Below are 14648 nucleotides of genomic sequence, written 5' to 3' on the forward strand. Positions count from 1 at the left end.
CAGTTCGGCGAGTGCAGCGGTGGTGTTGCGGTGGGTTGGTGGGCATTGGAGTTTGTTGCTGGCGGGTGCGGTGGTGGTGCTGGTGCTGCTCTGGGCGGTGGTGCCGGGGTTGTTCACGGCGTACGGACCGACGCAGGTTGATCCGGCCGGCAAGTTGCAGCCGCCGTCCGGTGCGCACTGGATCGGGACGGATCAGTTGGGGCGGGACCAGTTCGCCCGGCTGGTCTACGGTGCGCGTGCCTCGCTGAGCGGATCGGCGATCGCGGTGCTCGTGGGCGTGGTGGTGGGATCCCTCGTCGGGGCATTGGCCGGCTGGTTCGGTGGCGTGGTCGACAACGTGGTGATGCGGCTGATCGACGTACTGCTGTCGATTCCGGGGTTCCTGTTCGCGATCACCATCGTGGTGCTGCTGGGGTTCGGGATCGTGCAGGCCGCGGTCGCGGTGGGGTTGACGTCGTCCGCGACGTTCGCGCGGCTGATCCGGGCGGAGGTACTGCGGGCCCGCGCGAGCAACTACGTCGACGCCGCGGTGACGAGTGGCGCGTCGACGTACTCGATCCTGCTCCGGCACGTACTGCCGAACTCGATCGCGCCGACGGTCGCGTTGATCACCGTGCAGTTCGGGATCGCGATCATCTGGATCGCCTCGCTGAGTTTCCTCGGGCTGGGCGCCCAGCCGCCGGATCCGGAGTGGGGCCGGATGGTCGCGGACGGACGCAACTACATCGCGACCCGCGGCTACCTGACCCTGTGGCCGGGGCTGACCGTGGTCGCCGTTGTCCTGGCGACGAACCACCTCTCGCATCACCTGTCGGGAAGGCGGCACGCATGAGCGAGTTGTTGAGTGTCGACAATCTGAGCGTCGACTATCGCCTTAAGCATGGGGTCACTCGGGCCGTCGACGGTGTGGCGTTCGAGGTGGGCCCGGGACAGGTTCTGGCATTGGTAGGTGAGTCGGGCTCGGGCAAGACCACGACAGGCCACGCGATTCTCGGGTTGCTCGCGGACAACGCGGTAGTAGCCGGCGGCTCCATCCGGTATCGCGGTGAGCCGATCCACGACCTCCCTGCCCGCAAGCTGCGTGAATTGCTGGGTACGTCGATCAGCCTGATCCCGCAGGACCCGATGGTCTCGCTCGATCCGGTCCGCCGGATCGGCCACCAGATCGAGGACGTACTGCGGCTGCACAGCGACCTGGATGCACCGCAGCGGCGTGCGAAGGTCCTCGCGCTGCTCGAGCTGGTCGGCTTCACCGATGTCGAGCAGCGGTACCGTCAATACCCGCACGAGTTGTCCGGAGGCATGCGCCAGCGGGTGCTCGTCGCCGCGGCGGTTGCCGCCGAGCCGGACCTGATCATCGCGGACGAGCCGACCTCGGGGCTCGACGTGACGGTGCAGGCCCAGGTGCTTGACCTGATCGACGACCTTCGTGCCCGGACCGGTACGGCGGTCGTGCTGATCACGCACGACCTCGGCGTGGCGTCGGACCGGGCGGATCTGATCGGCGTCATGTGGCGCGGCGAGCTGGTCGAGCTCGGGCCGGCGCGCGAGGTGCTGGACAACCCACAACACCCGTATACGCAGCAGTTGCTGGCGAGCGTCCCGTCACGCCTGGAGTTCACCCGCGAACGCCCTGCGCCTGCGGAGCCGGTGATCGAGGTTCGGAACCTGCGGAAGGAGTACGACGGGTTCGTCGCGGTGGACGACGTGTCGTTCACCGTCGAGGCGGGACGGACGCTGGCGATCGTCGGGGAGTCGGGCAGCGGGAAGTCCACCACGGCGCGAGTGCTGACCGGCTTGACCCCGGCGACCGGGGGCAGCGTGCACCTGCTGGGAACGGAGATCACCGGGCTCTCCCGGGGCGATTTCCGTCCGCTGCGCCGCGACATACAGATCGTCTTCCAGAACCCGTACTCGTCGTTCGATCCTCGGTTCGACGTATACGACGTCGTGTCCGAACCCCTGCAGTCGTTCACGCCTGGCAGGCGATGGCCGCCGCGACGTAATCGCCGTACTCACGAGGACCGCGTGGTCGCCGCGCTGGAGGCCGCGGCGTTGCCGGGGGACTTCGTGGATCGGCATCCCCGCGAGCTGTCCGGCGGCCAGCGGCAGCGGATCGCGATCGCGCGTGCACTCGTGCTCGAACCGCGGATCGTCGTACTCGACGAACCGATCTCGGCGCTCGACGTATCGGTCCAGGCGCAGATCCTCGAACTGTTGCGTGACCTGCAGGAACGGCTGGGGCTGACGTACGTGTTCATCTCGCATGACCTTGCCGTCGTACGAGCCATCTCGGACCAGGTCGCCGTGATGCACCGCGGCCGCATCGTCGAACAGGGCGACGCCGAGCAGGTCTTCACAGCGCCAACAGCCGACTACACAGTCCAACTGCTCAGCGCCGTCGCCGGGAAAGACCTTGCCGGCGCGGGGAAGGGAGCATCATGAGCGGTTCAGCGACATCCTCTCGAGTTGCTGTTACGGGTCCGCCGACGCTGGCGGAGGCGTTGCCCGGGTTCCGTGACGTCTTCGCCCGCTTGGCCGAGGGAGCCGGAGAGCGGGACCTGACTCGCACCCACCCGTTCGAGCTGGTGCGCGAACTCGCGGACGCGGGATTCGGGCGGTTGCGGGTTCCGGTCGAGTACGGCGGGTACGGTGTCGACCTGCCGACGTTGTTCGACCTGCTGGCCGAGGCCGGCGCCGCCGACTCGAACGTGCCGCAGATCCTCCGCGGGCACTTCTCGGCCATCGAGATCCTGCGCAACAGCGACGACCCGGAGAGCGCCGCGTACTGGCTCCGGCGGATCGCCGCCGGAGCGGTCTTCGGCAACGCGCAGTCCGAGCCGGCCGGAGCCGCTCGGGCGGATGCCGGCAAGAACGGGGCCGTTCGGACGGATGCCGCAAGAGCCGGCACCGGGTTCGAGATCACCACTCGGCTGCACAGGATCGACGGACAGTTGGTTGTCTCGGGCACCAAGTTCTACTCGACCGGGTCGCTGTTCGCGGACTACATCCGGGTCGCGGTGCTCGACGAGGACGGGCAGCGGGCGTTCGCCGTCGTACCGGCGCGGCACGACGGGGTCGTCCACGCGGACGACTGGGACGGCGTCGGGCAGCGCCTGACAGGCAGCGGTACGACGTACTTCGAAGCGGTCCCGGTTGCCGAACACGGCCGGCTGGGACTGGTCCGCGAGGCGCTGCGATCGCTGCCCGCCTTCTTCCAGATCGTGCACCTGGCGAACCTCGCCGGGATCGCCCGCAGCATCCGTGAAGAGACCATCACGCTCGTACGTTCTCGGCAGCGGACGAGCCTGCACGCGCTGTCGACCGAGGCGACCGCAGACCCGGAGGTGCTCGCCGTCATCGGCACGCTCCACGCCCGGTCACTGACGGCGGACACGTTGCTGCGGCTGGCCGCGGAGGGACTGGAAGCGGCCAACACCGCCGGCACCCGGGAGGCGTACGCCGCGAACTTCGCCGACGTGTCCGCCGCACAGGTCGCGATCATCGAGGCGGTCCTCGACGCCGCGACGATCGCCTTCAACGCCGGCGGTTCGTCGGCCGTCCGGGAGCGTACGCACCTCGACCGGCACTGGCGTAACGCCCGCACACTCGCCTCCCACAACCCGGTCGTCTACAAACCGCGGGTGATCGGCGCCTATCTCGTCAACGGCACCCCACCGGACAGCTCGTTCGACCGTGTGCTCGTCGATCGGAAGGACAACCATGAGTCGTGAACTGCATCTGAACGTGAACATCCTGAACGCCGGCGTCTTCGGCGGATCCTGGCGCTTCCCGGGCACCGACGCGACCGCGAGCTACACGATCGACCACTACACCGAGATCGCGAAGAAGGCCGAGGCCGCGCAACTGGACGCGGTCTTCCTCGCCGACGGACCAGTACTCGACCCGCAGGTCCGGCACCGTCCCGGCAACAACCTCGAGCCGACGACGGTACTCGCGCGGATCGCGGCGCAGACCGAGCGGATCGGGTTGATCGGCACGCTGTCGTCGTCGTACAACGATCCTGCCGAGCTGGCCCGCAGAGTCGCCGACCTCGACTACGCCTCCGGCGGTCGCGTCGGCTGGAACGTCGTCACCACCGCCGGACCGGTTGCCGCCAGCAACTTCGGACGGGACGGTGAGCCGGACCACGCGCTCAGGTATCGCCGGGCGGCCGACTTCGTCGAACAGGTCGTCGGGACCTGGGCGGAACGTACCGAACACAGGTCCCCGCAAGGCCGGCCGGTGGTGGTGCAGGCCGGCGGGTCGAGCGACGGGCGCCGGCTGGCCTCGCGGATCGGCGAGGTGATCTTCTCCGCCGATCAGGACCGCGAGCATGCGCGTGCGTTCCGCGACGAGATCCGGCTCGGTGCCGCGGACTTCGGACGCCGGCCCGAGGAGGTCGTCGTACTCCCAGGGCTGTCGACCGTCGTCGGCAGTACCGAGGCGGAGGCGAGACAACGACGGGAATTGCTGGACGAGGTGCTGCCCGACGCGTACGCGCGTGGGCGGCTGGCTGGGCAGTTGGGTTTCTCGTTGGACGGGTTGGACGACGACAAGCCGATCCCTGCCGAGTTGCTGGTCGAACCGGATGCTGCTGGTGGATCGCAGACCTTCTACCGGATGGTCAAGGGCATCATCGACCGCGAGAACCCGACGCTGCGGCAGTTGCTGAAGAAGCTGAGCGGCGGCGGTGGTCACCGGATCGTCGTCGGCACACCGGAGCAGATCGCCGACGACATCGAGCGCTGGTTCCACGCGGGCGCCGCGGACGGCTTCAACGTGATGCCCGACGTACTGCCGTCGGGATTCGACCACTTCGTCGAGCAGGTCGTTCCGGAGTTGCGGCGGCGCGGGCTGTTCCGGCACGAGTACGCCGGTACGACGTTGCGCGACCACCTCGGTCTCGGCGTACCGGACGTGCCGCGCGGTGTGTGGGGTCCTTTGGAGGCGGCGCGATGATCGTGTTGGAGTTGGGCGTCGGGCAGCTGATCGACGCCGACCGGCGCGGGCCCGATTCGCCCTTGGTGGGCAGCTTGTCCGACGCGGTCCGGATCGCGCAGGTGGCCGAGGCGGCCGGAGTTGCCGGGCTGCGGTTGCTCGACGCGGTGCCGGGTTTCGCTGTCCTTGATCCGACGGTGGTGGTGTCGTTCCTGGCCGGGCGTACGTCGGTGCTCGGGTACCTCGCGGACGTGCCGACGTCGCATCATGCGCCGTACAACCTGGCTCGGCGGATCTTGTCGATCGACCGGGCGACCGGCGGTCGTGCGGGACTCGTGCTGCGGCCGGGGGAGGGCGACGAGGTGACCGACGCCGTCGTACCCGATGCGGCGGCTAGTGATTCGAAGGAGCGCTGGTGTGAGTACGCCGAGATCCTGCGGCGGCTGTGGGACTCGTTCCCGTCCGAGGCGCTGGTCGGGGATCAGGAGGCGGGAATCTTCGTTCGCGACGAGCTGATCCGGCCCGCGGGGTTCGACGGGCGCTTCTATCGAGTGGCGGGGGCGCTGGACGGTCCGTCGTCGGTGCAGGGCCGGCCGGTACAGGTCGCGGCGGTCACCGACGCTGCCGAGATCGCCTGCGTCGTCGGGCATGCGGACGCGGTGATCGTCGACATCGCGGCCGCCCCGCTCGCCGACGCCGCCCTGACGACCGAGCTGGAACGACGCGGCCGCACGCGCGGTGAGGTCGCCTTGCTCGGCCGAATCCAGGTCCCACCGGGCATCGACGCCGACTGGCTCCACGACCAGGTGACCAGCCAATCCCTGGACGGCCTGGTGCTGACGCTGAACGGCACATTCCACGAGTTCCTCACACTGATCGAGAGCACCGTGTCGAGACTCGTCGCCCCAGGCTCGACCCGCAGCCTTCGAGAGGCGCTGGGCCTCACACCGGTCGCGCCCGTCGCAGACCCACCGGACGCAGGAACAGTCGTAACACCGACCGCGACACCGGGCCGGCTGCCGGTCCCGGAGCAGGCAACGGCGCCGGACTCTGCGCCGGACTCTGCGCCGGACTCTGCGCCGGACTCTGCGCCGGACTCTGCGCCGGACTCTGCGCCGGACTCTGCGCCGGACTCTGCGCCGGACTCTGCGCCGGACTCTGCGCAGGATCCCGCGCAGGGCGCGCTGCCCGGCCCGGAGCGCGGAACGGCGCAGGACCCCGCGCTGCCAGGCTCGGAGGGGGAAACGGCGCAGAGCGCCGCGCAGGGCCCCGCGCACGACGCGGTGCAGGACTCCGCGCAGGACGCGGTGCAGGACTCCGCGCAGGTTCCCGCGCAGGGCGCGCTGCCCGGCCCGGAGCGGGGAACAGAGCAGGACTCCGCGCAGGACGCGGTGCAGGATCCGGGGCCGGGAGCGGTGCCGGCTGCGGTGCAGGGTGCAGGGCGGGAGGGCTTGCGGGACACGGCACTGGATGCAACGCAAGACGCAGAAGGGGAAGTGCTGCCTGGGGCGGCGGATGGTGAGCGGAGTTCCGTTGGCGTTGGACGGGAGGGGACGGCATGACGGCCATCGCATCGCCTGCTACCCAGCGGCTGACCGTTGACGGGATCCGGGCGGGGGTTGCTCCGGTGTTGGAGCGGCTTGCTGCGGCGGCGCGGGAGCGGGAAGGTACTCGGGACTATCCGTTCGAGGAGGTTCGGGCACTGGCCGAGCAGCGGATCACGCTGATCGGTGTTGCGGTCGAGGACGGGGGTGCGGGCGGGACGTTGCGTGACGTCGTGGAGTTGGTCATCGCGATCGGGCGCGCCGACTCGAACGTCGCGCAGGCGCTTCGCTCGAGTTTCCTGACCGCCGCGAGTGTGATCGCACGACGGGATCTGCCGCACCGGGATCGGACACTGGAGCGACTGCGGAACGGCGACCTGTTCGCTGGTACGGCCAACGAACGCGGCGGCGCCGCGGGTGCGGTCGCGACGAGACTGCTGCGCAAGGGCGACGGACAGGTGATCAGCGGCGCGAAGTACTACTCGACCGGCGGCCTGTTCGCGCAGTGGTTCGGGGGTACGGCGACCGACGAGGACGGCAAGATCGTCCGCTTCACGATTCCAACTGACCGGGAGGGCGTGGAGCGGCTCGACGACTTCGACGCGATCGGGCAGCGGCTGACAGCGAGCGGGACCACCCGGCTGAACGACGTACGGGTCTATCCTGACGAGCTGATCCGCGCCGACGAGGCGCCACCGCGGAACCCCTGGCAGGGTTCGTTCGCGCAGTTGTACCTCGCGTCGATCGAGGCCGGCATCGCCGGCGCCGCACTGGACGACGCGGTCGAGTTCGCCCGGGAGAAGGCACGACCGATCAAGCACAGCACGGCGGACCGCGCCGTCGACGATCCGTACGTACGCCACGTCATCGGCGAGATCGCCGCCCGAGCAAACGCCGCCCGAGCCGTCGTCCTACTCGCCGCCGAAGAACTCGGCGCAGTCCCAACCGGCGCTCTCCAGGGCCCGGCGGCGGGCCGAGGCGCCGCTGCTCCTGAGCAGGATGCTGGCGGTTCCGCGTCCTTCCGCGAGTTGGGCGCGGTCCCGACCGGCGCTCTCCAGGGCCCGGCGGCGGGCCGTGGCGCCGCTGCTCCCGAAGTGGGCGCGTCCGGAGCCGCATCCGCCCGCGAACTGGGCGCGGTCCCGACCGCCGACCTTTACGAGTCGGCGGCCGTCGGACCCGTATCCGGCCAAGAGGAGGCCGCCGGAACATCCGCCCACGAAGCGGCGGCCGGCAACGCCGCACCTGACCACCTGCCGGGCGGTGACCGCGGCGCACCCGCTCACGGACTGGGCGCCGGCGGCGCCGTACCCGCCCGCGAACCGGGTGCGGTCCCGACCGCGGCCCTCCGCGGGGCGGCGGCGGGCCGTGGCGCTTCCGCTGCCGAGCAGGGCGCCGCCGGGGCTGCATCCGCCTACGAGCTGGGGGTCGGCGGCGCCGTACCCGCCCGCGAACTGGGTGCTGGCCGCGCCGCGCTCGTCTCTGGTGCGCCTGCTGCAGACATCCCGGCCGATCCGGTGCGTGTTGCGGGGGCTCGGGCGGCGGTGGCGGTGGCGCAGGCGCAGTACGTCGCGGTGGAGGCGGCGTTGCGGGCGGGGGAGCTTGTGTTCGACGTCGGGGGTGGTTCGGCGACGGATCGTGGTACGGCGCTCGACCGGCACTGGCGGAACGCGCGGACCGTTGCCAATCACAACCCGCGCAACTGGAAGGCCGCGGTCGTCGGCGGCTTCCATCTGACAGGTGACGAGCCGCCCACGTCCGGACTGTTCTGAAAGGATCCGCATGGCACTCGACCCCAACCGCCGCCTTGGCCGGACCGGTGTCCTGGTACCGCCGCTCACGCTCGGTACGATGAACTTCGGCCGCTGGGCGACCGAAGACGACAGCATCCCGATCATCCACGCCGCGATCGACACCGGGGTGACAGTTCTCGACACGGCCGACGTCTACGGCAACGGGCGTTCCGAGGAGATCGTCGGCAAGGCGATCGCGTCGGCGTCGATCCGCCGCGAGGACCTGTTCCTGGCGACGAAGTTCCACGGCCAGGTAGGAGGCAACCCACAGCACGCGGGCAACAGCCGACGGTGGATCACCCAGGCGGTGGAGAACAGTCTGCGCCGTCTCGGCACCGACTATCTAGACCTCTACCAAGCGCATCGACCCGATCCGCACACCGACCTGCTGGAGACGTTGCAGACCCTCGACGGTCTGGTTCGCGCCGGCAAGATCCGGTACTACGGCACCTCGGTCTTCCCGGCCCACCAGTTGGTCGAGGCGCACTGGCTCGCGGAGAAGCACGGGCTGATCGCGCCGCACACCGAGCAGGTGCCGTACTCGCTGCTGGTCCGAGGCGTGGAGCGGGAAGTGTTTCCCGTCGTCCGGAAGTACGGCGTCGGCGTGCTCAGCTACGGCCCGCTCGCGGCAGGGTGGTTGTCCGGCAAGTATCGTCTCGGCGGAGAGCAGCCGGAGTCGGCGCGCGCGGACCTCATCGCCGGCCGCTTCGACATCTCGCTGGATCGCAACCAGCGCAAACTGGCCGCCGCCGACGCACTCGCGAAACTTGCCGAGGACAACGACCTGACACTGGTCGAGCTCGCGATCGCGTTCGCGCTGAACCACCCGGCCGTCAGCAGCGTGATCATCGGACCGCGGACGGGGGAGCACCTGGATGCCTACCTGCGGGCGGTCGACGTACAGCTCAACGACGAGCTCCTCGACCGCATCGACGAGATCGTCGATCCGGGCACCCAGTTCCTGGAACGCGACACCGGTCGCGACACCCCGTCCCTGCAACCAGCCGCCCTCCGCCACCGAGAGGTATGAGATGACCTACAGCGCCGACCCAGCGAGATACGAGACCCTGCCCTACCGCCGGACCGGTTCCTCGGGGCTCGTCCTCCCCGCCGTGTCCTTCGGCCTCTGGCAGAAATTCGGCACCGACTACGCGTACGAGACGCAGCGCGAGATCATCCTGCACGCATTCGACCTCGGCATCAGCCACTTCGACAACGCGGACCGCTACGGCCCGCCGCACCGCGCCGCGCAGGCGAACTTCGGGCGGGTGCTCGCGTCGGATCTGGCGTCGTACCGTGACGAGCTGATCCTGTCCACGAAGGCCGGCAACCCGATCGGCCCGAGCCCTTATCTGAAAGGGGGTTCGCGGAAGTCGATCCTGACGTCGCTCGAGCACAGTCTGCGCGACCTCGGCACCGACTACGTGGACATCTTCTATCACCACAGCCCGGATCTGGAGACGCCGCTGGAGGAGAGCGTCGGCGCGTTGGTCAGCGCCGTACAGCAGGGCAAGGCACTGTACGTCGGCATCAGCAACTACCTGCCGGACCGGGCTCATGCGGCCGTGGAGCTGCTGCGCGAGGCCGGCGTACCGCTGCTGATCCACCAGACCCGGTACTCGATCTACGACCGCCGTCCGGAGCAGAACGGTCTGTTGGAGACCGCGAACCGGGACGGGTTCGGTGTCATCGTCTACAGCCCGCTCGCTCAGGGTCTGCTGACCGACAAGTACCTCGACAGCATTCCCGACGGGGCACGTGCGAAGAACAGCACGTTCCTGTCACCCGACGTCATCGACGAGACCTACAGACGTCGTACGACGGAACTCAACAAGCTGGCCGAGTCCCGCGGGCAGTCCCTCGCGCAGCTCGCGCTGCAGTGGGTCCTGCGCCGGGACGAGGTCACGTCCGCGCTGATCGGGGCCAGCTCCACCGCGCAGCTGGACCACAATCTGCAGGCGTTGAGCTTCCCGGCGCTGACCGACGAAGAGCTGGCCATCGTGGACGAGCACGGCGTCCACGGCACCGGGCTTAAGCTGTGAGCGAGGTCGTGGCCGCCAGCCGGATCGGGGCCGGGGTGGGGGACGGGCGGCCGTTCCGGCTTGGGTTTCTGCTGCATCTGGACAACGACAGTGCGCCGGCGGACGCGTACCGGCAGGCGATCGAGCTGTTCCGGGCCGCCGAGGAGCTCGGGTACGACTCCGGCTGGGTCATCCACCGGCACTTCCGGCAGGGCAACGAGCACGTCTCGGCGCCGCTCGTACTGCTGGCCGCGATCGCCGAGCACACCACCCGGATCCACCTCGGCACCGGCGTGTACGTTCTGCCGCTGGAGGACCCGCTCGTCGTCGCGGAGGCGGCCGCGACCCTCGACGAACTCAGCGGCGGCAGGCTGCAGCTCGGTGTCGGCTCCGGCCCGTTCCCCGGCGCCTGGGAAGCCTTCGGCAAGGACCTCGCGGATCGCCACACGCTGTACGACGACCGCGTGACGAGCCTGCACCGCTTGCTTTCCGGCCATCCGGTGAACAGCCTCGGCGAAGTACTCCATCCACCGGCTCGCGGTCTGCGAGGGCGATTGTGGCAGGCGACGTCCTCCGACCCAGCGGTCGCGATCGCCTCCGCCCAGGCGGCCGGCCGCGCGGGTGACGGTCTGCAACTCTCGCGTGCAACGTCGTTCAACCGGCAGCAGACGCCGGAGCGTCAGGCGGAGATAGTCGCGGCCTTCCGGACCGCACACGCCGCCGCGCACGCCGCCGCCCACACGAAAGGGCACACGAACGGGCACACGAACGGGCACACGGACGCGGACGGGGACGCGGACGGGCACACGAACAGGCACGCGGACGGGGACGCGGACGGGCACACAGACGGGCACGGGCACGGGGACGGGGACGGGCACCGGGACGGGGACGGGCACGGGCACAGGGACGGGGATGCCGTCGGGCGACCCGGGACAACGCCGCGGGTGCAGGTGTCGCGGGCGATCTATCCGCATCCGGATCGTGCCGCGGCCGTCGCCGCGGTAGCGCCAGGAGCGAGCCGCTGGCAATCGTGGATCGCGTCGCGCCAGGGCCTGCCCGAGCTGACGGTCGAGGAGTTCCTCGAACGGGACAACGCACTGCTCGGACCTCCGGAGGGAATCGCCGAGTCGCTCGCCGCCGACCCGGCCCTCGAACACGTGACCGATCTCCTGGTGAGCTTCGTACCCGGCGTACCGCCGGTGGACGAGCACCTCCGATTGTTGCAGGCAGCAACGGAAGTCGCCGGCCTGCTCGGCTGGGAGCAGCCACGATGACCTTCCACCTGATCGCCTCACTCATGACCCCCGGACACTTCCGGAGCGCGTGGCGGCTACCGGACGCGGACCCTCGCGCGTACCTCGACATCGACTACTTCCGCGGACTCGCACAGCTCGCCGACGAGGTAGGCCTCGACGCGATCTTCCTCGGCGACGCGCCGGCGCTCGGTCCGGAGGTCGGTACCAACCCGGGTACCGGCATCGATCCGCTGATCCTGCTCGGACACCTGGCGGCGGTGACCGAACGCGTCGGCGTACTGATCACCAGTTCGACCAGCTACAACTCGCCATACAATCTGGCGCGTCGCTTCCAGGCGCTAGACATCGTCACCAAGGGCCGCGCCGCGGTCAACCTCGTCACCACCTACGCCCCAACCGCGGCGGCGAACTTCGGGTTGACCGAGCCGATGGCCAAGGAGACCCGGTACCGGCGGGCATACGAGTTCCTGACCGTCGTACGCCGGTTGTGGGACAGCTGGGAGCGCGGCGCGATCATCGCCGACAAGCGGACCGGCCGGTACGCCGATCCCGCGCGGATCCATCCGGCCGACCACCACGGTGAGTTCTTCTCGGTCGCCGGACCGCTACCGGTGCCCGGCGACCATCCCGTGGTCGTGCAGGCCGGCGGCTCCGAGGGCGGCCTGAAACTCGGCGCGGAACTGGCCGACGTCATCTTCACAGTCGCGCAGACGCAGACCAAGGCCGTCGACTTCCGGGACGAGATCCGTCGCCGTGCCGTCGCCGCCGGGCGTGGGCAGGACGACGTGAAGGTCTCGCTCGGCGTCATCGTTCTCGTCGGCGAGACCGAGGACGACGCCCGCCGACGGGCCGATGAGTTGTACGGCACATTGCCGATCGACGACCTGGCGCGCGGCGTCCTCACCAGCCTGGGCCTACCCGAGCGAGACCTCGACGAGCCGATCCGGATCGACGACCTCCCGCACGTCCCGGTGGCCGAGGCCGGATCGGTCGGCTTCCAGGTCAGCACCCGGGCGCTACTCGCCGAGCGCCCGCTGTCCGCGCGAGAGCTCGCCCGTCTAGCACCCGGCAGCGGCCACCGCCTCGTGATCGGCACGGCCGAGCAGATCGCCGACGACCTGGAATCCTGGTGGCGCGCCGGCACCGCCGACGGCTTCACGATCATGTACGCCGACACCTCGGTCGACTTCGAACGCTTCGCCCGTCAGGTCGTCCCGCTCCTCGTCGACCGCAACCTCTTCACCCCGCCCCCGCCCGACACCACGCTCCGTCAACGTCTCGGCGTACCGTCGTGGGATCGCACCAGAGCGGCCGCGACCCGCGCTTCAGTGCTGTGACGGCACCAGGTCTCTGGGTTGCCAGATTGCCTTCTCGTACACCGCCCGCAGCGACTCCGGTTTCGGTGGAACCGGAGTCGCTGCGGGCGCCGGGAGGTGCTGGTCCTCCAGGAACAGGTCACGGCCGATCGCGTCGACCAACCGCGGGATGCCGGTCGCCAGGCTCTGCACGTCCCCGACCGGGATCCCGAAGCTGACCCCCGCCGCGGCCGAGAAGACGTGGAGCCGCCCCGCCCAGGGCGCCGTACTCGGTGTCGGCAGCCGGGATCATCGACCCGGACACGGGATGCGTGCTCGCGTCGACGGAAGTCCTGCGGGGCTGGGCCGGCGTCCCGCTACGCGTCGCCCTGAGCCGGCTGACCGGTATCGCTGTTGTTGCTGTTGACAACGATGTGCACGCGCATGCTGCCGGAGAGGCCTGGCTCGGGGCGGCGTCGAAGGCGAGTAGTGCCTTCTTTGTTGCTGTCGGCACCGGCATCGGAGCCTCGATCGTCATCGAGGGCAAGATCTGGCACGGTGAACGGAGCGTCGCGGGGCACTTCGGCCACCTGCCGGTCCCGCACGCCGGCGGCCTGCGGTGCGTGTGCGGCGGATCAGGCCACGTCGAGGCGGTCGCCGCGGGTCCCGCGATGGTCTCGGCGCACAACCGGCGTACCGGCATGCGCCTGAGCTCGCTGGCAGAGGTCGCCGTACTCGCGGAAGCCGGGTCGGAGTCGGCGATCGTGGCCCTCGACTCCGGAGCGCGTGCGCTCGGCTGTGCGGTCGGAGGAGCGGTGAACCTGCTGGATCCATCGGTCGTCGTCATTGGCGGCGGGGTCGTCGGTGCCGGTGAACGCTGGTGGGCTCCGATGGAGCAGTCACTGCGCGCGGAGCTCCTGCCGCCGCTGCGCGATATTCCCGTCGTACCCGCTGCCCTCGGTTCGGACGCCGCGCTGATCGGTGCGGCCAGGCTGGCATGGAAGGAGCTCGGATGAGTGTCGTCGAGGCGTTGAAGGGCGGGCTGGTCGTGTCCGTCCAGGCCTATCCGGGAGAGCCGATGCGTGACCCGGACACGATGCGCCGGATCGCCCAGGCCTGCATGCTCGGTGGCGCCATCGGGATCCGCGCTCAGGGGATCGCCGACCTGGTGGCGATCCGCCCGGTGATCGACCAGCCTCTGATCGGCCTCTGGAAGGACGGCACGACGGGTGTGGTCATCACGCTGACCGTCGAGCACGCGATCGCCGTGGCGCGCACCGGCTGCGAGATCGTCGCCATCGACGGCACGCTCCGCCCCCGGCCCGACGGTTCGTCCGTCGCCGACTCGATCGCCGCGATCCACGCCGCCGGCGCCCTCGCGATGGCCGACTGCTCCTGCCGCACCGACGGCCTCGCCGCGGCCGCGGCCGGCGCGGACCTGATCGGTACGACGTTGTCCGGCTACACCGATGACACAGATGACACCGCCAAGACCGACGGACCCGACCTGGCTCTCGTCGCCGCCTTCGCCCGCGAACTCGACCGCCCCGTCATCGCCGAGGGCCGCGTCCACACCCCGGCCCAAGCCCGAACCGCCCTCGACGCCGGCGCCCACGCCGTCGTGGTGGGCACCGCGATCACCCACCCCACCACCATCACCACGTGGTTCGCCGACTCCGTACGGCAATCTCACCCGAGAACGACCTTCAGGCAGACGACTGCTGTCCCGTCGACCATTGGGTTGCCCAAGTCCTCCCGGTAGCGTCGGCGGCCAACTCTCCATTTCAGCTCGCGATCCCCC

The 14648-nt window shown here is 69.9% G+C and carries 13 protein-coding genes; 12 read left to right on the plus strand and 1 reads right to left on the minus strand.

All coding sequences use genetic code 11. From position 1 onward, the window contains the following. Nucleotides 1-22: 22 nt before the first annotated feature. Genes ACQHIV_RS04395 through ACQHIV_RS04440 form a run of 10 tightly spaced genes read left to right on the plus strand, consistent with a single transcriptional unit; the run spans nt 23 to nt 12889 of the window. Nucleotides 23-832, plus strand: coding sequence for an ABC transporter permease (locus ACQHIV_RS04395; RefSeq protein WP_427891904.1), 810 nt, complete (start codon nt 23-25; stop codon nt 830-832). After that, entirely contained in the window at nt 829-2445 is a 1617-nt protein-coding gene (locus tag ACQHIV_RS04400; RefSeq protein ID WP_427891905.1) for a dipeptide ABC transporter ATP-binding protein, read from the plus strand. The genes ACQHIV_RS04395 and ACQHIV_RS04400 overlap by 4 nt, the downstream gene beginning before the upstream one ends. Next, nucleotides 2442-3734, plus strand: coding sequence for an acyl-CoA dehydrogenase family protein (locus tag ACQHIV_RS04405; protein ID WP_427891907.1), 1293 nt, complete (start codon nt 2442-2444; stop codon nt 3732-3734). Before ACQHIV_RS04400 ends, ACQHIV_RS04405 begins: the two co-directional genes overlap by 4 nt. Beyond that, nucleotides 3724-4962, plus strand: a complete 1239-nt coding sequence (locus ACQHIV_RS04410; RefSeq protein WP_427891909.1) for an LLM class flavin-dependent oxidoreductase — start codon at nt 3724-3726, stop codon at nt 4960-4962. The genes ACQHIV_RS04405 and ACQHIV_RS04410 overlap by 11 nt, the downstream gene beginning before the upstream one ends. Then, nucleotides 4959-6503 carry an LLM class flavin-dependent oxidoreductase gene (locus tag ACQHIV_RS04415; RefSeq protein ID WP_427891911.1) on the plus strand — a complete coding sequence of 515 codons (1545 nt, stop codon included), beginning with the start codon at nt 4959-4961 and terminating at the stop codon, nt 6501-6503. Before ACQHIV_RS04410 ends, ACQHIV_RS04415 begins: the two co-directional genes overlap by 4 nt. Then, entirely contained in the window at nt 6500-8254 is a 1755-nt protein-coding gene (locus ACQHIV_RS04420) for a hypothetical protein (RefSeq protein ID WP_427891913.1), read from the plus strand. The genes ACQHIV_RS04415 and ACQHIV_RS04420 overlap by 4 nt, the downstream gene beginning before the upstream one ends. 10 nt (nt 8255-8264) lie before the next feature. Further along, on the plus strand, nt 8265-9305 hold the full coding sequence (locus tag ACQHIV_RS04425; protein ID WP_427891914.1) for an aldo/keto reductase: 1041 nt from the start codon (nt 8265-8267) through the stop codon (nt 9303-9305). A gap of 1 nt (nt 9306) precedes the next feature. Then, nucleotides 9307-10317, plus strand: coding sequence for an aldo/keto reductase (locus ACQHIV_RS04430; protein ID WP_427891916.1), 1011 nt, complete (start codon nt 9307-9309; stop codon nt 10315-10317). Further along, complete coding sequence (locus ACQHIV_RS04435; protein WP_427891918.1) at nt 10314-11570, plus strand: LLM class flavin-dependent oxidoreductase; 1257 nt, start codon at nt 10314-10316, stop codon at nt 11568-11570. Before ACQHIV_RS04430 ends, ACQHIV_RS04435 begins: the two co-directional genes overlap by 4 nt. Beyond that, on the plus strand, nt 11567-12889 hold the full coding sequence (locus ACQHIV_RS04440) for an NtaA/DmoA family FMN-dependent monooxygenase (protein ID WP_427891920.1): 1323 nt from the start codon (nt 11567-11569) through the stop codon (nt 12887-12889). The genes ACQHIV_RS04435 and ACQHIV_RS04440 overlap by 4 nt, the downstream gene beginning before the upstream one ends. On the opposite strand, the gene ACQHIV_RS04445 is transcribed toward ACQHIV_RS04440, so the two are convergent. Then, on the minus strand, nt 12878-13060 hold the full coding sequence (locus ACQHIV_RS04445) for a hypothetical protein (RefSeq protein ID WP_427891922.1): 183 nt from the start codon (nt 13058-13060) through the stop codon (nt 12878-12880). The genes ACQHIV_RS04440 and ACQHIV_RS04445 overlap by 12 nt on opposite strands. 80 nt (nt 13061-13140) lie before the next feature. Between ACQHIV_RS04445 and ACQHIV_RS04450 the strand changes: the two genes are divergently transcribed. Further along, nucleotides 13141-13863 (plus strand): ROK family protein, encoded by a 723-nt coding sequence (locus ACQHIV_RS04450; RefSeq protein WP_427891924.1) that lies wholly within the window; start codon nt 13141-13143, stop codon nt 13861-13863. Beyond that, nucleotides 13845-14609 (plus strand): N-acetylmannosamine-6-phosphate 2-epimerase, encoded by a 765-nt coding sequence (locus tag ACQHIV_RS04455; protein WP_427891926.1) that lies wholly within the window; start codon nt 13845-13847, stop codon nt 14607-14609. Before ACQHIV_RS04450 ends, ACQHIV_RS04455 begins: the two co-directional genes overlap by 19 nt. The last annotated feature ends 39 nt before the right edge of the window (nt 14610-14648 follow it).

Source organism: Kribbella polygonati, from assembly GCF_050320105.1.
GTDB lineage: Bacteria > Actinomycetota > Actinomycetes > Propionibacteriales > Kribbellaceae > Kribbella.